Here is a 20,614-nt window from a genome sequence, read left to right on the forward strand (position 1 = left end):
GCGGGGGCGTCTCAGGCGACGGCGGGCCCGTCGTCGTTCCAGGCGCTCAGCTCCGCGCGCCCCGAGAGCCGGAGCTTGCGCAGCACCCGGCTGACGTGGTTCTCGACGGTCCGCACGCTGATGTGCAGGTGCTCGGCGATCTGCCGGTTGGCCAGGCCGGAGCGCACCAGGCGGGCGATCTCGCGTTCGCGGGCGGACAGCGGCTCCGCCGGACGCTGCTGCGCCTCGTCCTCCTGGTGCCCGGCTCCCTCCGGGCTGCCGACGCCGAGCACCTCGGCGGCGACCCGGACGAGGCTGGGGGCGACCGCGGGGTCGACGTCGGCGATCACCGACCGCGCCGCCTCGACGTCGCGCTCGGCGATCGCCACCTGGAGCGTGAGGTAGGGGTCGAGGAGGGGGACGTGCGCGCGGGACCAGACCTCGCGCACCCGCTGCGCCCGCTCCCGGCCGAGCGAGGGCAGGCAGTAGGCCCAGGTGAGCAGCGCGGGGTACACGAGCCCGGCCGCGGCGTACTGCTCGCCGGCCTGCCAGCCGATCTCCGCGGCGTCCGGGTGACCGGACCGCCGGGCGTCGGCGGCGAGCGCGAGCGCGTGCAGCGAGCTGATGAGCGACCGGGAGCTGCGGGCGGTGACGTCGAGCTCGCGGACCAGCGCGGCGCACAGCGTCGCATGCCCCGCGTTGGCCTGCAGCAGCGTGCCGATCGTCAGCCCGCGCCGGTAGAAGGTCTCGTCGAGCGGGCCGGCGTGGCCGAGCAGCAGGGAGGTGCTCAGCACCCGCCAGGCGCTCGCGAGCTGACCGTGGAAGGACAGGGCCTCGGCGAGCACGCAGGCGTGCAGCCGGATGCCGAGGGTGTCGTACGCGTCGTACGCCGCGGACAGGTGCGCGCGGGCGTCGTGCTCGGCCTCCTCGGTCCGCCCGAGCACGACGAGGGCGAGCACGCGCAGCGCGTTCAGGTGGTGCCGGCTGGTGACGGACACGGCCACGTCGCCGTGGCCCTCGCACAGCGCGAGCGCGACGCCGGGCTGCCCGACCTCGATCGCGGCCGCCGCCAGCGCGATCGCCCGCCGCCCCTGCACGACCGGGTCCTCGTGGCGGACCGCCTCCGGCGTGAGGACGGACCCGACCGGCTCGCCCCGGTGCACGGCCGCGACCGCCCGGTCCTTGAGCCCCTGCACGTCGACCAGCGACCGCGCCTCGTCGCCCCACCCCGCGGTGACGGTGCGCAGCAGGTCCTCGCCCACGCCCTGGGCGTTGAGCCAGTAGAGCTGGTACGAGCGGAAGGTCAGCCGCTCGGCGGCGGTGTCCTGCGGCGAGAGCTCGGTGGCGCGGAACACCGCGTCGATCTGCGTCGTCGCGTACCGCAGCATCAGCAGCGCGAGGTAGTCGTTGGCGTGCGCGACCGAGCTGTCCGCCAGCCACGCCGCGCGCGCCAGGCTCTCGGCGATCTGCTCCTGCTCGTGCACCAGGCCGGCGAGCTCGGTGGACCAGCGCAGGAAGCCCTCCTGCTCGCTGAGGTCGGCGTCGATGAGCGCGTGCAGGTCGTCCTCGCGGAGCAGCACGGGCTCGAGCTGCCGGCCGACGTCCGCGCTCGCCCGGGCCGCGGCGCCCCGCCGCTCGACGATGCTCACCCCCTGGCGCAGCGCCCGGGCGAGCGCGGGCGGCGCCACGACCAGGACGTCCCCGGCGGCGGCGACGGGGTGGTTGACCAGGCGGCCGCGGTCGATGAGGTCGTGCAGGACGGCCGGGTCGACCATCCGCATCGCCTCGTCGGCGCCCACGGGTCCGATCGCGGCGATCTGGTGCAGCGCGTCGACGAGCTCGTCCCGGAGGCCGCCGAGGAACTGGAACGCGAGGGCGTCGGCGGGCACGTCGGCGAGCCGGCCCTCCGCGGACCAGTGCCCGTCCGTGCGGCGCAGCAGGTCGCTCGCGCGCGCGGCGGCGACCAGCGCGGTGATCGCCCCGGGGTTGCCGCCGCTCTGGGCGAGCACGGCGGTGGTGAGCCCCGTGTCCGCCGGCCCGCCGAGGACGGCGCTCAGCATCGTCGACACCGCCGCGAGGTCCAGCGGCCGGACCCGCAGCGCGGCGGGTGCGCGCGACGCGAGGAGCGCCCGCCCCTCGGGGACCTCCAGCCGCAGCGGGTTCGCCGTCGTCGTGGCGACGAGCGAGGCGCCGGTGCGGCGCAGCGCCCGGTCGACCAGGCGCAGCGACCGGGCGTCCACCCGGTCGAGGTCGTCGAGCATGAGCACGCTGCGCGGCGCGGCGAGCTCGTCGACCAGCCAGGACAGCAGCGCGCGCTCGCCGGGCTCGTCGACGTCGAGCGCGGGGTGGTCGAGCAGCGTCGCGTAGTCGCCGGGGCCCACCCCGCGGACGACGATGCCGGGGCGTCTGCGGCCCGACAGGTCGATGCGCAACCCCTTCAGGGCGGTCGACTTGCCCGCGCCGTGGTCGCCGCGCAGGACGACGTCCCGACCCAGCGCCAGCCAGCGCCGCAGCTCCGCGCTCGTCCCGACCGCCCCCTGACAGTTCACCGCAGGTCCGCTTCGTCTCACCATATCGGGGACCCTGCTCCGCGGTCCCTACGCACTCCCGCGTCGGGCGACCACTTCCACGGTGCGGCCGTGCGGCAGGTGCGCGACCGGCGCGCGGAACTGGGTGGTGCGCGCGCGATCGTGTGAGTGGGTGCCGTGCACCGGGCCGCCGCGCACGTCCGGTGCGTCCGGGTTTGCGACGCCGGGCTCGTCGGGTGGTGTGCGGCGGTGGCGGTGGCGGTGGTTTCTGGGGGCCGTTTGCGTGCGTGCCGCACGGCCGAGCGCCGCCCCCGACTCACATCTGGGCCCAACGTCCTACACGACTTTCGATGAGCTCGCCGCCGTCCCGGTGGACAGCCGCGACGTGGCGTCGCAGCCCGCTGGCCTGCGGTGACGCGAGTCCCAGGCGGGGTCCCGGACCCGGGTCGCGCGGCCCCCTACACGCCGTGCAGGCGCCGGTTCCGTGAGTCCGCGCCCTCGCCAACCTGGTTCGGCAAGCCCATCCAGGTGCCCGACCGACGGGCCCGTCTCCCGAAGGATCCAGATGACCACGCAGACCCACGACCGCAAGCGCCGCCGCAAGGGCCTCGTCGCCTGGGGCGCCCTGGCCGGCGTCGCGGCGCTGATCACCACGGCCGCGTTCACCGACAACGCGTTCCTCAACCTCGGCGGCGCGAACGGCATCGGCGGTGCCGACTCGACCTACAACATCCAGGTCGGGGCGACCGACGCCGAGGGCCGCTTCGTCGAGGGCTGGCAGGAGGCCGACGACCCGATCGGTGTGCCGGTGTTCCTCGAGGGCGCCCAGTCGCTGTTCCCGGGCTCCGAGGCCATCGGCATCGACATCCCGGTGCGCAACGACTCGGCGCACTTCACGTCGTCGCTCGCGATCTCGCTCGCGCAGATCGCGGACGACGTGGAGGCCGGCAAGGTCACGGACGCCGACTACCTGGCGAGCCTGCGGTTCGACGTCGCCATGCCGGCGACCCAGCTCGGCGCGCCCGTGACCCACACCGACCTCACCTACGCCGAGGTCTCGGCGCTCGCGCTGAACGACCTGGCGGCCGAGGAGGAGACCACCGTCTCGCTGAGCATCCGCCTGCTGTCGCAGGCCGACTCCGGCGCGGCGTGGGAGGACAACACGCTCTCCGGCAAGGGCGCGTTCATCCAGGCGGTCCTGGACGGCTCGTCCGTCTGACGCCGCCGGCGGCGGGGGGGGGCCCCCCCCCCCCCCCCCCCCCCCCCCCGCCCCCGCCCGCCACACCCCGAGGAAGGACGGACATGTCCCCGTACCGACGCACCGCCGCGTTCGCGGTGCCGCTGGGCCTGCTGGTCGCGCTGACCGCGGCCCAGGTCGTGCACCGCAGCGACACCGCCGTGGAGTTCACGGGCGTGACCTTCGCGCTCGAGGCGGCGGGCAGCGCGACGGCCGGCTGGGAGCCGGTCGAGCAGGACTGGCACCCGAGCACGCGGCCGGTGACGGTCGAGGTGCCGGACCACACGCCGGCGCCGGGCGGCACGGTGGACGTCCGCGTCGCGGTCCGCAACACCGCGGGCGTGCCCGCGGGCGCGGTCGTGACGCTGTCCGACCCGGACCCGAGCGTGGACGCGCCGGACCTGTTCGACGCCCTGCACGTGCAGATCGCGGAGGACGGGGTGGTGCTCGCCGAGGGCCCCGCGCCCGAGGTGCTGGCCGTGCTGCCGGGCGACCTGCCCGCCGACCGGCAGGGCCACCGGGTGCTCGACATCCGCGTGCAGACCCCCGCCACGGGCGACGACCGCTGGGCGGGCGTGCGCACCGGGGTGCAGGTCGTGATCGAGGGGACGACCCGATGACCCGCGTCCAGCGCGGCCGCCGCGCCGCCGCCGCCCTGCTCGCCGGGCTGCTCGCCGGGCTGCTCGCCCTCCTGGCGTCCCTGGTCGCCGTCGCCCCGGCCGTGGCCGCCCCGACCGCGGCGGACCCCGTGCTGCCGCTGGTCCAGGGCGCCACGAGCACCGCTCAGGTGAGCGTGCCCTACCCGGGTCACAGCACGGCCTTCGACCTCACGGCGATCCCGCGCCCCGGCACCACGAGCGACCTCGTCCTGCTCGTGGACGGGGGCACCGGCCCGCTCGCCGCCGGCCCGGACTCGTTGGTCCTGGCGCTGTCGGACGGGGCCGGCCGGGTCCTCGCCGAGGGCACGGCCGCCGAGCTCGCCGCCACCCCGATCGCGCTGGGCGTGCTGGGTCCGGAGCCGCTGCACCTGCACGGGACCGCGACCCTGCCCGCGACCGCGGGCGACGCGCTGCAGGGCCAGGGGCTGACCCTGCTGCTGTCCCTGGTCGCCACGCAGGACGTCCCGGTCGCCCCCGTGGTCCCGGCGCCCGAGCCGCCGGCCGCCGGCGGCGTGCTCGCCGTGACCGGCGCCTCCGTCCTTGCGCTGGCCGCGCTCGCCCTCGGCCTGGCGGTGCTCGGCCTCCTGCTGGCCGCCCGCCGGCGCCGGTCCCCGTCCGACGCCCCCGCCACCGACCTCCCGGAGTGACCCCATGTCCCGCATCGCGTCCCTGACCCGCGCCGCACGGGGCGTCCCGCGCCGCGTCGTCGTCGCCGGGGCGGCCGTGCTGGTCGTCGCCGCGCTGGTCACCACCGCCGCCTTCACCGATCGCTCCTGGCTCAACCTCGGCGGCGACACCGGCTTCGGCACCCCGGGCCAGCTGCACCTCGAGGTCAAGAGCCAGAACACCCGCGACCTGTCCGACGACGGCACCTGGGTCCGGATCCCGGAGGAGGGCGCCGGACCCGTGAACCCCGCGCCGGGCGTGGGCGGCACCGTGCCGATCCCGCAGAACGGCACGCTGCGCCCGGGCGGCGCGTCCGCCACCGTCGACATCCCGGTGCGCAACGCGTCGGCGAGCCTCGACGCGACGCTGGAGCTGCGGGTGCTGTCCCGCACGGACCTCGACGACCCGACGCCGTCGGCGTTCGCGGTGCACGCCGACGGCACGCGCGCCACGGTCGGCGAGTCCAACGCCGCCTACCTCGACGAGCTGCTGTTCGACGTGCTGGTCGACGACGTGCTGGTGGCCGACGACCTGCCGGTCGAGGAGCTGCCGATCTCGCTCGGCGCCCTGCCCGCCGGCACCGCCCGCCTGGTCACCCTCGAGGTGCGCCTGCCCGCCGACGGCGACCTGCAGCTCGCGAACGGCGGCACCGCGTCGCTGACCGCCCACCTCGTCGCCACCACCTGACCGACCGTCCGTCCTGACCTGGAGGTCACCGTGACACCGCCCACCCCGCCGGCGACCCGCCGCGCCGCCCGCGCCACCGCGGGTGCCCGGCCCCGCGGGTCCCTGCCGCTGCGCGCCGCGGCCGCCCCGGTGGCCGTCCTCGGGCTGCTCGGCCTGGTCGGCGCGACCACCGCCGCGTTCCGCGACACCGTCGAGCTGCCCGTCGAGGGCCTGGACGGGACGTTCGAGGTGAGCCAGCCCGTCGGCGCGGACTGCACGGACCGGGTCGCCGCGTCCACCGCGGAGGAGGCGCACCTGGTGCTCGACCGGGCGTCGGCGGCCAACATCCGCCGGGTCCCGGTCCCGCTCACCGGCATCCCGACCCAGGCCGCGGCGACCTTCCAGGTCACCGTCTGCCACGCCGCGGCCGTCACCGGCGAGCTCGCCCTGACCCTGGCCGACCGCACCGAGGGCGCCACGCCGTTCACCTCGCTGGTGTTCGCCGTCGCCGTCGACGGCCAGGTGCTCACCGGGCCGGTGCCCATGGACGCCGCCGCGATCGCCGCCCTGAACGACGGGCGCGGCGTCCTGCTGCCGCCCGGCGACGGCGGCGGCACCGCGCCCACCGACGCCCGCACCGTGGAGGTCCGCGCCTGGATGCTCAAGTCCGCGCCGACGGAGCACGCGCTGCTCCCGGTCGACATCGGGGTCCAGGTGGTCGGCCAGAGCCGCGCCGGCGCCCCCGTCGTCCTCGAAGGAGTCCTGCCATGACCCGCCCCGCCCGCGGCCGCCACGCCGCCGCCCCGGACACCGGCCGGTCGCGGCGACGCCCGCCGCGTCGCCTGCTCGCCGCCGGCGGCCTGCTCGCCGTCGCCGTGCTGGCGGTCCCGCCGACCGCGGCGTCGTTCCGCGACGACGCGTTCCTGCAGCTGCAGGACCTGAGCAGCACGTTCCAGATCGGCACCGTGCACATCCCCACCGGGACAGTGCACGCCCTGCGCCCGGGCACCGCGATGACGCTCGCGGTCGCCGAGGAGGCCCGCGGGGGCTACCTGCCCGGCACGACCGCGGTCGCGCCGATCCGGGTGTTCAACAACAGCCCGCACCTCGACGCGCAGCTCGACCTCACGGTGGCCGCGGCGCCCGGGACCGACGAGGCGCTCGCGGGCGCGATCCTGGTCTCCGCCCAGGCGCTGTACGACGACGGGCAGACCGTCGACCTGCTCGGCACCCCGGCCGACCCCGCGGCGAGCACGGTCACGCTCGCCGAGGCGACGGCCGTCCTCGAGCGGGCGCTCACGCCCCGGGAGGCGGACCCGCTGGCCGACGGGGACGCGTTCGCGCTCGGCACCCCGGGCTCGTGCGTCACGATCCACGTCCACCTCTACCTCGCCCCGACGCCCGAGCTGGCCGGCCGCTCGTCCGGCTCGCCCGCCGTCACGATCACCCTCGGAGGGACCTCGACATGAGGCTCGCACCCCGCACCCGCGCGCGGGTGGCCGCCGGCGGCCTCGCGACCGCGCTCGCCGTCACGCTCGGCGTGGCCGCGACCGCCGCCGACTACACCGACCGCACGCACGCCGTCGCCGAGCTCACCACCGAGACGTGGGCCGCCGTGCAGCCCGAGCTGGTGTGGACGTCGTCCACCGCCGCGTTCAACGCCGAGGGCACCGTCTACCTCGGCGGGTTCCGCGGCAACGGGGCCTCGGGCACCGGCGTCGCCACCGTCAGCGCGACCCAGCCGCCCACGGCCGTCGACCTGCCGGTGCCGGCGGTGAAGGTGGTCGGCGGGACCAACGACTTCCACTACGCCCAGGCGGCCTCCACCACCTGGTTCGCGGCGCTCGGCACCGACGGCGTCGTGTACCAGTGGGGGTCGAACTACGCCGGGAGCATCTCCGGGCTGAACAACCGCCCGCGCGCCATCACCGAGTACTCGCCCACCGGCGGCTCCGACCGCGCGCCGATGCCGACGATCGTCGACGTCACCTCGTCCGAGAACCAGATCTACGCGCTGGACGCCGCGGGCACCATGTACGTCTGGGGGTACGCGGGGGAGAACCTGCCGAACCCGGTCGGTGGCGGCACGGCGCGCGCGGTGCCCCTGCCCGCGAACATCGTCGTGGACTCGTCCACCGGCACGAGCAACGTCGGCGTGGTGTCGGGCGGGGCGATCGTCCCCGGCACCTCCGCCGGTGCCCGCGCGACGACCTGGCACCGGGTGTACGGCGGGCAGAACTCGTCGTTCGGGGTGACCACCGAGGGCCTGGTCTACGTCTGGGGCTACGACACCCACGTCGGCCGCTCCACGCAGACCAGCATGTCCAACCAGCGCGCCCCGCTGGACGCCCAGGGCGTCAACGCGCTGCTGTTCGAGACGTACCCCGAGGTCTACCACGCCGCCGACGGCACGACCCTGCAGGCGGGCGACCCGGCCTACTGGACGACGTACAACCGCATCTACCAGGACATGAAGGGCCGGCAGGTCTGCACGGGCGAGTACGACGTCACCCGCGCGTACGACGCCTCGGGGTGCCCGGTGCGGCAGCTCAGCACGGGCGCGCGGGCGTTCCGCGTGCTGCTGTCGAACCACGAGATGTACACCTGGGCGGCCACGACGGACACCTACGGCTGGCCCACCATCGGCCGGTACGTCGCCTCCACGTCCGCCTCGGCCGGCGGCTACGCCCCCGGCCTGATCCAGACCTCGCAGAACGGCCCGACGATCCCGGTGCACCACTTCTCCGCCGGCACGTCCGCGGTCCAGGCCGTGACCACCGACGGTCGGGTGTACGGCTGGGGCGCGAACAACTGGTGCCAGGCCATCGGCACGCACTCCACGAGCGGGTACGCCGACCCGGACCGGAACAACGGGAACTGCGCCCAGCAGGGCTCGACGGCGACCACCGGGCTGCGGCCCGCGGGAGCCGTCTGGTACGCCACCCCCGTCTGGGGCGTCGACGAGGACGACGTCATCACCGACCTGGGCGGCACGGCGTGCACGACGTGGCTGACCGCCGAGGAGGGGACCATGTACGCCTTCGGCGGCGGCACCGTCGTCGGCTCGGACTTCCGCAACTGCGTGAACCAGACGAGCCACGGCTACCGGGTCTACGACTTCAACGACGCGACCCTCGAGTCGCCGTTCGGCTCCCCGCTGAACGTGGCGGCCACCGCGACCAGGAAGGTGTTCGGCTCATGACGCGGCTCGACGAGGCCCCTGCCCCCGTGACCCGGCGCGCGCTGCGCGCGGCGGCGCCCGACCCGGTGCCGGCGGCGGCGTCGGACCCGGTGCCCGCGGCGCCCGACACGCTGCCCGGCCCCGTGGCCACGCACCGCGCCGAGACCTCCGCGCGCACCGGCGCCGGAGACCGGGCGGTCGCCGGGATCCGGTTCACCCAGCGGGCGGTGCTGAACGTGGCCGCCGTGCTCGGCACGATCTCGATCGTCGTCAGCGTGCTGTGCCTGCTGTTCGGCATCCGGCCGGCGGTGGTCATCTCGGGGTCGATGGAGCCGGGCATCCCGGTGGGGTCGCTCACGGTGTCCCGCACCGTCCCGGCCGAGCAGGTGCAGGTCGGCGACGTCGTGACCGTGCCCCGGGTGAACGCCGACGGCCTGGTCACCCACCGCGTCGTGGCGACCACCCCCGCGGACGACGGCCGGTCGACCGTGCTCGAGCTGCAGGGCGACGCCAACCGGGACCCCGACCTCCTGCCGTACGTGGTGACCGAGGTCGGCCACGTCCTCACCACCGTCCCCGGCGTCGGCACGCTGGTGCAGCTGCTCCAGCAGAACGTCGTCGCGGTGGTCGCCGGACTCCTCGTGGTGACGGTGCTCGTCACCGCCCCCGTCGACCGCCTCGGGGGGAGGCGATCCGGCGGGGACGCGGCGCGCTGACCGCGCCACGGGAAGGTGCGGGCGGGCCCGGGGACGAGGTTCCCCGGGCCCGCCCGTGCGTCCGCACGCCCCGGCCGGTGCCCGCATTTGCGAGGATGGCCCGATGACCGCCGAGCCCCGCCGCACGCCACGGACGACGCGCGCCCGCATGACCGCGACCGAGCGGCGTGCGCAGCTGCTCGACGTGAGCCGCCGGCTGTTCGCCGAGAAGGGCTTCGAAGGCACGTCGGTCGAGGAGATCGCCGCCCGCGCGGAGGTGTCGAAGCCGGTCGTCTACGAGCACTTCGGCGGCAAGGAGGGCGTCTACGCCGTCGTCATCGACCGGGAGATCCAGGCGCTCACGAGCGCGCTGACCGGGGCGCTGGACGGCGGCGGCCACCCGAAGGTGCTCGTCGAGAGGTCCGCCCTCGCGCTGCTCGGCTACATCGAGGAGTCCGAGGACGGCTTCCGCATCCTGGTGCGCGACTCCCCGGTCGCGCAGGCGACGGGGACGTTCTCCAGCCTGATCGGCGACGTCGCGACCCAGGTCGAGCACCTGCTGGCGAACGAGTTCAAGCGGCGGCACCTCGACCCGCGGACCGCGCCCATCTACGCGCAGATGCTGGTGGGCATGGTCGCGCTCACCGGGCAGTACTGGCTGGACGCCCGCAGCCCGAAGAAGGCCGACGTGGCCGCGGCGCTGGTGAACCTGGCCTGGAACGGGCTGTCCGGCCTCGAGCGCCGGCCCCGGCTGACCAGCGCGCCCGAGGCCGGGAGGCGGACCGCCACCGCACGGGCGCGCCGCGAGGGCGCGGCCGGTGGCGACGCTCCGGCGACGCCGGAGGGCTGAGGGCGCCGTGCCCGAGGTGCCCGCGGCGACGCCGACCACGTCCGCGCCCGCCGCATCCCGGCGCGCCGCGTCGCCCGTCGGCCCCGGCACCGCGACCGTCCGTCGGGGGGACGTGGTGGCGGCGGCGGTCACGCTCGCGCTCGGCGTCGCCGGGCTGCTCGCGCTGCCGGCGCTCGCGGCGATGGAGCCCGCCGACCCGGACCCGGTGCCGACCGCGGGCACGCCCGGCTGGTGGCTCGTCCTGGTCGCCCTGGCGGTGCAGGCCGGCGCGGTGGCCGTCGCGCGGGTCGCGCCGCGCCGCGCGCTGGTCGCCGTCACGGGTGTCCCGCTCCTCGCCGCGGTCGCCGGCGGCGGGCCCGCGGTCGCGGCGTCCGGGCTGCTGACGCTCGCGGTCGTCGTCGCGGCGTACCGCGCCGCGGTCACCGTGCCGCTCGCCCGGGTCCGCCTCGCGCTCGTCGCCGGGGTGGTGCTGCTGGCGGCGGCGTCGGCCGTCGCGGGGGCGGCGGCGGTCGAGGCGCCCGGGACCCCCCTCCTCGTGCTCGCCGCCGCGGCGCAGGCGGTCGCCGTCGTCGCGCTCGGGCTGGTGCCGGCCCTGGTCGTGTCGTCGCGCCGGGCGGTGCGGGCGGCGCAGGAGGGGGAGCTGCGCGCGCTGGCCGGCGAGCAGGAGGCCCGGGTCCGCACGGCGCTGGCGGAGCAGCGGACCGCGATGGCCCGCGAGCTGCACGACCTCGCGGCGCACCACCTGTCCGGGATCGCGCTGATGGCGTCGGCGATCGACCGGCAGATCACGACCGACCCCGAGGCCGCGCGCGCCGGGGTGCGCCAGGTTCGGGAGCAGAGCCGGGTGGTGCTCGCCGACCTGCGGCGGCTCGTCGGGCTGCTGCGCGAGGACGACGGCGCGGAGACGTCGGCGCTCACGCTCGCGGCGGTGCCGGACCTGGTCGCGGCCGCGCCCGGCGCCCCCGGCGACGTGACGCTGGACGTGCTGCGCGCGCCCGGGGCGGACGGGGCGGACGGCGCCGCGCTCGGCGCGCGCGTCGGGCCGCTGGCCCAGCTCGCCGGGTACCGGATCGTGCAGGAGGCGCTCGCGAACCTCCGGACGCACGCCCCCGGGGCGGCCTGCCGGGTGACGGTCGACGACCGGGGCGCCGACGCCGTCGTGCTGACCGTGCGCAACGGCGTGCCCACCGGCGACGTCCCCGCCGACGACCCCGCGCACCCCGGGTACGGGCTGCGCGGGATGCGGGAGCGCGCCGAGCTGGTGGGCGCCGACCTGCGGCACGGCCCGACCCCCGACGGGGGCTGGGAGGTCCGGCTCGTGCTGCCGCGCGAGCCCCTGACCGAGGGAGACGCCCCGTGATCCGGGTGCTCATCGCCGACGACCAGCCCCTGGTGCGCGCCGGCCTGTCCGCGCTGCTCGCCGCCGAGCCCGACCTCGAGGTCGTGGGCGTGGCGGCCGACGGAGACGAGGCGGTGGCGCTGGCCCGCAGCACCGAGCCCGACGTGGCGGTGCTCGACATCCGGATGCCCGGCCGGGACGGCATCAGCGTCGCCCGCGAGCTCTGCGGGCCGGAGGTCGAGCGGCCGGTGCCGGTCCTCGTGCTGACGACGTTCGACCTCGACGACTACGTGTTCGGCGCGCTGGAGGCGGGCGCGTCGGGGTTCCTGCTCAAGGACGCCGAGCCCGAGGAGATCGTGCGGGCGGTCCGGCACGTCGCCGCGGGGCGGGGCACGCTCGACCAGGCGCTGACCCACCGGGTGCTGCGCGAGTTCGCGGACCGGCGCCGCCTGCAGCCGGTGACGGTGCAGCGCGGAGCGGACGTGCTGACCGCCCGGGAGCAGGACATCCTCCGGCTGCTCGCGCAGGGGATGTCGAACGAGGAGATCGCCGCCGAGCTGGTGGTCGAGGTGTCGACGGTGAAGTCGCACCTGGCGCGGATGATGCCGAAGCTCGGGGTGCGGTCCCGGCTGCAGGCCGTCGTCTGGGCGTACCAGAACCGGGTGGTCACGGTCCCCGACGAGGGGTGACGCGCGCCCGGGGTCGGCCGGGCGGGGGAGCGGTTGCGTCGAAGGATGCAGGCCCGCGGGTTCCGTCGCAGGCGGCTGGAGGGCGGGGGTGCCGGATTCCTAGCGTCGAGGGGACGCAGAACCCCAGACGAGGAGACCGGCCATGAGCGCCACCGCACCCACCCCGACCAGCCCCGCGAGCCCGACGCACACCGCGTCGGAGCCCGCCGTGCTGCTGGACCGGGTCCACCGCACCTACCCCAACGGCCGCGGCACGGTCGCGGCGCTCGCGGGCGTCTCCCTGGCGCTCGCCCCCGGGTCGTTCACGGCCGTCATGGGGCCGTCGGGCTCCGGGAAGTCGACGCTGCTCAACGTGTCCGCCGGCCTGGACCGGCCGTCCAGCGGGCGGGTCGTGGTCGGCGGGTCCGACCTCACGGCGATGTCGCCCGACGCGGTGACCCGGCTGCGCCGGGACCGGATCGGCTTCGTGTTCCAGGCGTACAACCTGGTCGGGCACCTGACCGTGGCGGAGAACATCGCGCTGCCGCTGCTGCTCGGGGGCCGGGAGCCCGACGCGCACCTGCGCCGCTACCTCATGGCGGCCGTGGGGCTCGAGGGGATGGACGACCGGCTGCCGGGCGAGCTCTCGGGCGGCCAGGCGCAGCGCGTCGCGATCGCCCGGGCGCTGGTCACCCGGCCCGCGGTGGTGTTCGCCGACGAGCCGACCGGCGCGCTCGACTCGCACACCGGCGACCAGGTGCTGGAGGTGCTGCGCTCGACCGCGCAGACCCTGCAGCAGACGCTGGTGCTGGTGACGCACGACGCGCACGTCGCCGCGGCGGCGGACCGCGTGCTGTTCCTGGCCGACGGCCTGATCGCCGGCCACCTCGACGCGCCGACGACCGAGCAGGTCACGGCCCGGATGATCGAGCTGGGCCGATGAGCGCCGTCGGGGCCATGGCCCGGTCCGCCGTCCGCGTGCACCGCGGCAGCCTCGCCGGCAGCGCGCTGGTCGTGGCGCTCGCGGCCGCGCTGCTCACCGCGACGGGCGTCTGGGTGGAGGCCGGGACCCGGCTCGCCGCCGGGGCGTCCGACGACCCCGCCGCGTCGATGCTGCTCGCCGTCGCGTCGTCGTTCGCGGGGACGGCGGTGCTGATCGCGCTGCTCGTCGTGGCGTCGACGTTCGCCGGAGCGCTCAGGCCGCGGGCGCGGGAGTTCGCGCTGCTGCGGGCGGTCGGCGCGACGACCGGCCAGGTGCGGCAGCTGGTCACCGCGGAGGTGCTGCTCGTGTTCGCGGTCGCCGCCCCCGTCGGCGCCGTGCCGGGGCTGCTGCTCGCGCCGCTGCTGTCCGACGTGCTGGCCGCGGGCGGGGTGGTGCCTGCCGGGTACGCGCCCGCGCTGTCGCCGTGGCCGGTGCTCGGGGCGCTCGCCCTGCTGGTGCCGACCGCGCTGCTCGGCGCGCGGCTGGCGGGTCGGGAGAGCGCGCGGCTGAGCCCGGCGAGCGCCGTGCAGCAGGCCGCGGTCGAGCCGCGGGGCATCCCGCGGGGCCGCGCCCTCACGGCCGCCGCCCTCGTCGCCGCGGGGCTGGTCGCCGCGCTGGTGCCGTTCGCCCTGCCCGGGATCGCGGGCGCCGCGGCCGCGACCACCTCGGCGATCGTGCTGCTGATCGCGGCCGCGCTGGTCGGGCCGCTGCTGGTCCGGTGGGGCGCGGAGCGCGGGCTGCGGCTCACCCGCGGGTCGCGCGCCGTGCCGACGCTGGCGCTGACCAACGCCCGCGGGTTCTCCCGGCGGCTCACCGGTGCGGTCCTGCCGCTCGCGCTGCTGCTCGCGCTCGGCACCGTGCAGTCCGGGGCGAACGCGGCGATCGTGGACGCGGCCGAGCAGCAGGTGCGCGACGGGGTGGTCGCGGACGTCGTGGCGCGGGACCCCGGGTCCGCCGGGGTGCCGGAGGCGGCGGCCGCCGAGGTCGCGGCCCTGCCGGGCGTCGCCGCCGCGGGCGTCACCGCGGGCGTGCCCGCCCAGGTCCGGACCGACGCCGAGGACGAGGACCTGCCGTTCCTCGACGGGCTGTCCTGGGAGCCGGCCACGCTCCGCACCGTGCCGGCCGAGACCACGCTGCTCGACCCCGACGTGCGGTCCGGCTCGCTCGACGACCTCGGGCGGGACGGGACGATCGCGGTGAGCAGCGAGGCGGCCCTCGGCAGCACCGGGCTGGGCAGGCCGGTCGAGGTGCGGGTCGGCGGCGAGTCCGTGGAGCTGACGGTGGTCGCCGTCTACGAGCGGGGGCTCGGGCTCGGCGACTACCTGATCGGGTCCGGGACCACCGTCGCCGCGGGGGCCGAGGGCGGCGTGCTGCTCGTCCGCGCCGACGACCCGGCGGCGGCCGGGGACGTGCGCGCGGCCGTCGCCGCGACCGGGCTCGACGTCACGGACCCCGCCGGGTACGCCGCCTCGGTGCGCGACGCGGCCGCGGGGGAGCAGGGGCTGTCGACCGCGCTGCTCCTGGCGCTGCTGGCGTTCGTCGCGGTGGCGGCCGGCACCACGCTGGTGGGGCTGGTCGGGACCCGGCGGGCGGAGCTCGCGCTGCTGCGCCGCACGGGCGCGACGCGGGCGCAGCTGATCCGGATGGTCGCGGCCGAGTCGGCGCTGATCACCGGCACCGCCGTCGGGGTGGGGCTGGCCGCGGTGCTGCCCGCGCTGCTCGGCGTCGGGCAGGGGCTGCTCGGGGTGCCGGTGCCGGTGCTCGACCCGGTGGTGTTGGGCGGGCTGCTGGCGGTCGTGGCGCTGATCGGGCTGACGCTGCCGGTCGCGGCGGCGGTCCGCGCGACGCGGCCGTCGGCCGGGGGCCTGGCGGCCCGGGCGGCCTGAGGCCCGAGGTGAGGCCGGGCCCACCCTGATCCCCACCCGATCCGCGCGCTGTCACCTGCTCCCGAGGGTGGCGACGCGAGAATCGGGTGGGGATCGCGCCCCGTCACACCGTCGCCGAGAGCACCGCCTCCAGGGAGTCCGGGGCCAGCAGCGTGTCGATCGCGATCAGCGCCAGCCCCGTCACCCCCGCGAGCTCGCCCAGGTCCGACGGCCCGACCACGAGGTCGCGCGTCGCCAGCGGCAACGTCTGCTGGTACATCCGCTCCCGGATGCCGGACAGCAGCACCTCGCCGCACTGCGCCAGCTGGCCCGAGAGCGCGATCCGCCGCGGGTTCAGGACGCTGACCAGGCCGGCCACCGACTCGCCGATCGCCCGGCCCGCCGCCCGCACCAGCCGCACGGCCTCCATGTCGCCCTGCTGGACCAGCGCCACCACGTCGCCCGTGCGCCGCACGTCTCGCCCGAGGTCCGCGAGCTGCCGGACCAGCGCCCAGCCCGCGGCGTAGGTCTCCAGGCAGTCGAGGTTGCCGCAGTGGCAGGGGCGGGGCTCGGGGTCGGTGTGCAGGGCGCGGGTGTGCCCGACGTCGCCGGCCGCGCCCTTGTCCCCGCGCACGATGCTGCCGTTGAACACCAGGCCGGCGCCGATGCCGGTGCCGACCTTGAGCCCGATGATGTTGTCCGCGCCGGTGAGCCGCGCCTCGGCGACGGCCCGCGCGTTGACGTCGTTCTCGACCACCACCGGCCCGCGGTACCGGGGCTGGAAGGCGGCGGCGATGTCGAAGCCGTCCCAGCCGGTCATGATCGGCGGGTTCACCACGCGGTGCGCCGCGAACTCCACCGGCCCGGGCACGCCGACCGCGACCGCCCAGACGTCGTCCGGCGAGGCGAGCTCGTCGAAGCCCTCCTGCACCATGGCCAGCACCTTCTCGGGCCCGGCCCACACCTCGACGTCCCGGGACAGGTCGGCGACGGGGCGGCCGGCGAGGTCGCAGACCGCCAGGGTGAACCCCATCGCGCCGATGTCGGCGGCGAGCACCCGGGCGCGGTCGGCGGCGAACTCGAACCGGCTGGACGGCCGCCCGCCGCTGGACTCCGCGCCGCCGATCTCCCGGATCAGGCCGGCGCGCTCGAGCGAGCCGAGGCGCTGGTTCACCGTCGACCGGGACAGCCCGGTCTGGTCGATGACCTCCATGCGGCTCAGCGCGCCGAGCGTGCGGAACAGGTCCAGCACGTCGGCCGTGTGGCCGGTCACCTGCGGCATCGGTTCGCCTCCTGGGGTGCGCGTCGGGTCGAGGCCCACGTTACCGCGAACTCTGCCGAGAAGTGGCGGGACTTTTGGGTTGACGTCAGTCAAAAGGGGTCGTAGTTTCGGAGATGCGGGCACACAGTGGTGCCCCTGGAGGCCAAGGATCGCCATGTCCCACGCACCCTCGAAGTCCCGGACCGCACTCGTCACCGCCGCGGCCGCCGCGACGGTCGCCCTCGCGCTGGCCGCCTGCTCCGACGGCGGGAGCTCCGGCGGCGGCTCGACCACCGCGTCCGGCGGTGGCGGCGAGAAGGTCGCCGCCGTCATCAAGGGCCTCGACAACCCGTTCTTCCAGGCCATGCAGCAGGGCATCGAGGAGACCGCGCAGACCGACGGCGTCGACGTGACCGTGCAGGCCGCGGCCGACATCGGCGACACCACCGGCCAGGCCGACAAGCTGTCCGCCCTCGCCGGCCAGGACTTCGGCTGCTTCGTCGTCAACCCGATCAGCGGCACCAACCTGGTCCAGGCGCTCGCCCCCGTCGGAGCCGCCGGCACCCCGATCGTCAACATCGACAACCCGATCGACGCCGACGCCGCGTCGGCCGCGAACCTCGACATCGCCACCTACATCGGCACCGACAACGAGGCCGCGGGCGGCAAGGCCGGCGACTTCGTGGTGAGCAAGGTCGCCGCCGGCTCGAAGGTCGCCATCATCGGCGGCGTCTCGGGCGACGTGACCAGCGCCGCGCGCGTCGACGGGTTCCAGGGCGCCGTGGGCGACTCGGTCGACGTCGTCCAGGAGGAGGCCGCCGACTGGAAGCGCGACGTGGCCCTCACCAAGGCGACCGACATCATCGCCGCGAACCCCGACATCACGGCCTTCTTCGCCGCGAACGACGACATGGGCCTCGGGATCGTCAAGGCCGTCGAGAACGCGGGCCGCACCGGCGACATCACCGTGGTGAGCGTCGACGGCAACCAGGACGCGCTGCAGTCCGTGCTCGACGGCGGGCTGAGCGCCACCGTGGCGCAGTACCCCTACGCGATCGGTTCGCTCGGTGTGCAGGCCTGCGAGGTCGCGACCGCGGGCACCGACCTGCCCGCGGACATCGAGTCGCCCACGGCCCTCGTGGACGCGAGCACCGCGCAGCAGGCGCTCGACGCGTTCCCGCAGCCGTTCCAGGAGTTCGACAACCCCCTGACCGACCTCCTGCCCTGATCCGCGCGGGGCGGCGCCGACCCCCTGCGCCGCGCCGCTCCGCGCGCTCCACCCCGCAGCCCACCCGTCCCGCGCCGCCGCCCCGCGGCGCCGACCGGAGAGAGCCCTCGTGACCACCACCGCAACGCCGACGACGTCGGCACCCCCGCCCACGCGCCGCGCGGTCAGCGCGCTCGCCGAGGCGCGGCACCTGAGCTTCTGGGCGGAGAACGCCGCCCCGATCGGCCTGGTCGTCCTGGTCGTCGTGTTCAGCATCCTCAGCCCGACGTTCCTCACCCTCGGCAACATCCAGGCGATGCTGGTCGCCGGCGCGATCCTGGTGATCCTCGCCGTGGCCCAGTCGTTCGTGATCACGACCGGCGGCATCGACCTGTCGATCTCGGCGACCATGACGATCGGCGCGGTCGGCTTCGGCCTCGCGTTCCGGGCCGGGCTGCCGTTCTGGCCCGCCGCGGTCGTGGGCGTGCTGTCGGCGACGGTCATCGGCGTCGCGAACGGCCTGCTGATCGCGAAGGGCAAGGTCACCGACTTCATCGCGACGCTCGGCACGCTGGGCGTGGCCACCGGCGCCGCGCTGATCCTCACGGACGGCAAGCCGATCAGCGTGTTCAGCCCGGAGCTGCTCCGGCTGACCACCGGGAAGATCGGCTTCGTCGGCTACCCGTTCATCGTGGCGCTGGTCGTCGGCGTGCTGGCCTGGGTGGTCATGTTCCGCACCCGGTACGGGCTGCACGTGCAGGCCGTCGGCGGCAGCGAGGAGGCGTCGGTCGCCAACGGCGTCAAGGCGCCGCGGGTCCGGATCGCCGTCTACGTCTGGGCGGCCGCGCTGGCCGGCATGGCGTCGCTGCTGCTGGTCGCGCGGATCGGCGCGGCCGAGCCGGCGATCAACACGAACTACCTGCTCAACTCGATCGCCGCGGTCGTCCTGGGCGGCGTCAGCCTGTCCGGGGGCCGGGCCAAGATCGTCGGCCCGGTCCTCGGTGCGCTGCTGCTCACCGCCCTGACTAACGGGCTCACGCTGCTCGCCGTCTCGCAGTTCTACCAGCCGCTCGCCGTGGGACTCGTCGTCGTCCTCGCGGCCCTGCTCACGAGGTTCCAGAAGCGATGACCACCACCGTGCCCGCGACCGACCAGGGCGTCGACCTGGTCCTGACCGCGGAGAACATCACCAAGTCGTTCGGCGGCGTGCACGCCCTCAAGGGCGCCTCGATCACGATGCGCCGGGGCGAGGTCACCGCGCTCATCGGCGACAACGGCGCCGGCAAGTCCACCCTGGTGCGCTGCCTGTCGGGCATCCACCGGCCGGACGGCGGCACCATCACCCTCGGCGGCGAGCGGGTCCAGCTGGACTCGCCGCTCGACGCCCGGGCGCACGGCATCGAGACCGTGCAGCAGAACCTCGCGCTCGTCGAGGACCTGACCGTCTGGCAGAACTTCTTCGTCGGGCGGGAGATCACCAAGGGCGTCGGGCCCGTCCGGTTCCTCGACCGCGCGGCCATGCGGGCCAAGGCCGAGACGCTGCTCGGCGGGCTCGCCGTGAACGTCCCGCCGGTCACGTCCCGGGTGCGCCGGCTGTCCGGCGGGCAGCGGCAGGCGGTCGCGATCGCCCGCGCCGCCGGCTGGGGCAGCTCGATCGTCATCATGGACGAGCCGACCGCGGCGCTCGGCGTGCAGGAGACCGCGCGCGTCGAGGCGGTGATCCGCAAGCTGCAGGACTCCGGCGTCGCGGTGCTGCTCATCAGCCACAACTTCGACCAGGTCCTGCGGCTCGCCCAGCACGTGTGGGTGATGCGGGCCGGCCTCGCCGTGGCGGAGCGGCGCGCGGACCAGACCTCGGGCGACGAGCTCGTGGCGCTCATCACCGGGGCGAAGGCCGCGTGAGCGCGGCGGGCGCGGGCGGGCTGCCGCCCCTCGGGGTGCACGCCGGGCTCTGGGGCTTCGGCTGGGCGCCGCAGCAGGCGGACCGCACGATCGGGGCCGCCGCCCGGGCGGGGTACGACCTGATCGAGGTCCCCGCCGTCGACCGGTCGGTGCTCGACTGGCGGGACACCGCCGCCGCGCTCCAGCGGCACGGGATCGCCCCCGCCGTGTCCCTCGCCCTCGGTCCGGACGACGACATCACCTCGCCGGACCCGGCCGTGGTCGCGCGGGGCCGGCACCGGCTGGCCGAGGCCGTCGCGTTCGCCGCGGCGATCGGGTCGACCTACGTCGGCGGCGTGACGCACTCGGCGATGCGCCGGTACCTCGAGCCGCCGACCGCTGCCGGCCGCGCGAGCGCCGTCGCCACCCTGCGCGACGTCGCGGACGAGGCGGCCGCGCAGGGGGTGACCCTCGGCGTCGAGTACGTGAACCGGTACGAGTCGAACCTGCTCAACACCGCCGCCCAGGCGCTCGCGTTCGTCGAGGACGTCGGCGCGGACAACGTCGTCGTGCACCTCGACACCTTCCACGCCGCGCTCGAGGAGGCCGACGTCGTCGCCCCGGTCGCGGTCGCCGGGCACCGGCTCGGCTACGTGCACGCCTCCGAGAACCACCGGGGCGCGCTCGGCACCGGGACGCTCGACTGGCCCCGGCTGCTCCGGGCGCTGCTCGCCGCCGGGTACGCCGGGCCGATCACCGTCGAGTCGTTCGCGCGCGACGTCGTCGGGCCCGCGTCAGCCGTCGACATCGGGCTGTGGCGGGCGCAGTGGACGGACCCCGACGAGATCGCGGAGACCTCGGTCCGGTTCCTGCGCGCGCAGCTCGCGGCCGCGGCGCTGTCGCTCGCCGCCCCGGCGCCCGTGCCGGCCTGACCCCACCGACCACCCGAC

At 76.3% G+C, this 20,614-nt stretch carries 19 protein-coding genes; 17 read left to right on the forward strand and 2 right to left on the reverse strand.

Annotated features, from left to right (window positions below):
- Positions 1 to 11: 11 nt before the first annotated feature.
- The gene (locus J5O08_RS21470; protein WP_308281217.1) at positions 12 to 2,528 is read right to left on the reverse strand and encodes a LuxR C-terminal-related transcriptional regulator; all 2,517 of its coding nucleotides are present in this window, start codon (positions 2,526 to 2,528) and stop codon (positions 12 to 14) included.
- 544 nt (positions 2,529 to 3,072) lie between these two features.
- Between J5O08_RS21470 and J5O08_RS01055 the strand changes: the two genes are divergently transcribed.
- The 13 genes from J5O08_RS01055 (at position 3,073) to J5O08_RS01115 (ending at position 15,336) form a co-directional block, all read left to right on the forward strand.
- Positions 3,073 to 3,726, forward strand: coding sequence for a hypothetical protein (locus J5O08_RS01055; protein WP_218704982.1), 654 nt, complete (start codon positions 3,073 to 3,075; stop codon positions 3,724 to 3,726).
- An 83-nt stretch (positions 3,727 to 3,809) separates the two neighbouring features.
- The gene (locus tag J5O08_RS01060) at positions 3,810 to 4,364 is read left to right on the forward strand and encodes a hypothetical protein (RefSeq protein WP_218704983.1); all 555 of its coding nucleotides are present in this window, start codon (positions 3,810 to 3,812) and stop codon (positions 4,362 to 4,364) included.
- A complete protein-coding gene (locus J5O08_RS01065; RefSeq protein WP_218704984.1) occupies positions 4,361 to 5,050 on the forward strand; it encodes a hypothetical protein in 690 nt (229 codons plus the stop codon). Before J5O08_RS01060 ends, J5O08_RS01065 begins: the two co-directional genes overlap by 4 nt.
- 4 nt (positions 5,051 to 5,054) lie before the next feature.
- Positions 5,055 to 5,756 (forward strand): hypothetical protein, encoded by a 702-nt coding sequence (locus J5O08_RS01070; protein WP_218704985.1) that lies wholly within the window; start codon positions 5,055 to 5,057, stop codon positions 5,754 to 5,756.
- Positions 5,757 to 5,786: 30 nt separating this feature from the next.
- A complete protein-coding gene (locus J5O08_RS01075) occupies positions 5,787 to 6,506 on the forward strand; it encodes a hypothetical protein (RefSeq protein WP_218704986.1) in 720 nt (239 codons plus the stop codon).
- Positions 6,503 to 7,204 carry a hypothetical protein gene (locus J5O08_RS01080; RefSeq protein WP_218704987.1) on the forward strand — a complete coding sequence of 234 codons (702 nt, stop codon included), beginning with the start codon at positions 6,503 to 6,505 and terminating at the stop codon, positions 7,202 to 7,204. Before J5O08_RS01075 ends, J5O08_RS01080 begins: the two co-directional genes overlap by 4 nt.
- Positions 7,201 to 8,937 carry a hypothetical protein gene (locus tag J5O08_RS01085; RefSeq protein WP_218704988.1) on the forward strand — a complete coding sequence of 579 codons (1,737 nt, stop codon included), beginning with the start codon at positions 7,201 to 7,203 and terminating at the stop codon, positions 8,935 to 8,937. The genes J5O08_RS01080 and J5O08_RS01085 overlap by 4 nt, the downstream gene beginning before the upstream one ends.
- Positions 8,934 to 9,632, forward strand: a complete 699-nt coding sequence (locus J5O08_RS01090) for a signal peptidase I (RefSeq protein WP_218704989.1) — start codon at positions 8,934 to 8,936, stop codon at positions 9,630 to 9,632. Before J5O08_RS01085 ends, J5O08_RS01090 begins: the two co-directional genes overlap by 4 nt.
- A 148-nt stretch (positions 9,633 to 9,780) precedes the next feature.
- Positions 9,781 to 10,461: a TetR/AcrR family transcriptional regulator gene (locus J5O08_RS01095; RefSeq protein WP_218705029.1), complete on the forward strand. Its 681-nt coding sequence runs from the start codon at positions 9,781 to 9,783 to the stop codon at positions 10,459 to 10,461.
- Positions 10,462 to 10,468: 7 nt separating this feature from the next.
- Positions 10,469 to 11,821 carry a histidine kinase gene (locus J5O08_RS21475; RefSeq protein ID WP_218704990.1) on the forward strand — a complete coding sequence of 451 codons (1,353 nt, stop codon included), beginning with the start codon at positions 10,469 to 10,471 and terminating at the stop codon, positions 11,819 to 11,821.
- Positions 11,818 to 12,489 carry a response regulator transcription factor gene (locus J5O08_RS01105; RefSeq protein WP_217615104.1) on the forward strand — a complete coding sequence of 224 codons (672 nt, stop codon included), beginning with the start codon at positions 11,818 to 11,820 and terminating at the stop codon, positions 12,487 to 12,489. The genes J5O08_RS21475 and J5O08_RS01105 overlap by 4 nt, the downstream gene beginning before the upstream one ends.
- Positions 12,490 to 12,631: 142 nt before the next feature.
- Positions 12,632 to 13,411: an ABC transporter ATP-binding protein gene (locus J5O08_RS01110; protein WP_218704991.1), complete on the forward strand. Its 780-nt coding sequence runs from the start codon at positions 12,632 to 12,634 to the stop codon at positions 13,409 to 13,411.
- On the forward strand, positions 13,408 to 15,336 hold the full coding sequence (locus J5O08_RS01115; RefSeq protein ID WP_218704992.1) for an FtsX-like permease family protein: 1,929 nt from the start codon (positions 13,408 to 13,410) through the stop codon (positions 15,334 to 15,336). The genes J5O08_RS01110 and J5O08_RS01115 overlap by 4 nt, the downstream gene beginning before the upstream one ends.
- A 103-nt stretch (positions 15,337 to 15,439) precedes the next feature.
- On the opposite strand, the gene J5O08_RS01120 is transcribed toward J5O08_RS01115, so the two are convergent.
- Positions 15,440 to 16,597 carry an ROK family transcriptional regulator gene (locus tag J5O08_RS01120; protein ID WP_218704993.1) on the reverse strand — a complete coding sequence of 386 codons (1,158 nt, stop codon included), beginning with the start codon at positions 16,595 to 16,597 and terminating at the stop codon, positions 15,440 to 15,442.
- Between the two features lie 154 nt (positions 16,598 to 16,751).
- Here J5O08_RS01120 and J5O08_RS01125 point away from each other — a divergent pair, with 154 nt between their 5' ends.
- The 4 genes from J5O08_RS01125 (at position 16,752) to J5O08_RS01140 (ending at position 20,596) form a co-directional block, all read left to right on the forward strand.
- Positions 16,752 to 17,804, forward strand: a complete 1,053-nt coding sequence (locus J5O08_RS01125) for a substrate-binding domain-containing protein (protein WP_218704994.1) — start codon at positions 16,752 to 16,754, stop codon at positions 17,802 to 17,804.
- A gap of 109 nt (positions 17,805 to 17,913) precedes the next feature.
- Positions 17,914 to 18,912, forward strand: a complete 999-nt coding sequence (locus tag J5O08_RS01130; RefSeq protein WP_218704995.1) for an ABC transporter permease — start codon at positions 17,914 to 17,916, stop codon at positions 18,910 to 18,912.
- Positions 18,909 to 19,685, forward strand: a complete 777-nt coding sequence (locus tag J5O08_RS01135) for an ATP-binding cassette domain-containing protein (protein ID WP_218704996.1) — start codon at positions 18,909 to 18,911, stop codon at positions 19,683 to 19,685. Before J5O08_RS01130 ends, J5O08_RS01135 begins: the two co-directional genes overlap by 4 nt.
- The gene (locus J5O08_RS01140; RefSeq protein WP_218704997.1) at positions 19,682 to 20,596 is read left to right on the forward strand and encodes a sugar phosphate isomerase/epimerase; all 915 of its coding nucleotides are present in this window, start codon (positions 19,682 to 19,684) and stop codon (positions 20,594 to 20,596) included. Before J5O08_RS01135 ends, J5O08_RS01140 begins: the two co-directional genes overlap by 4 nt.
- The last annotated feature ends 18 nt before the right edge of the window (positions 20,597 to 20,614 follow it).

It is taken from the genome of Cellulomonas sp. PS-H5 (genome assembly GCF_019265565.1).
Taxonomy (GTDB): Bacteria; Actinomycetota; Actinomycetes; order Actinomycetales; family Cellulomonadaceae; genus Cellulomonas.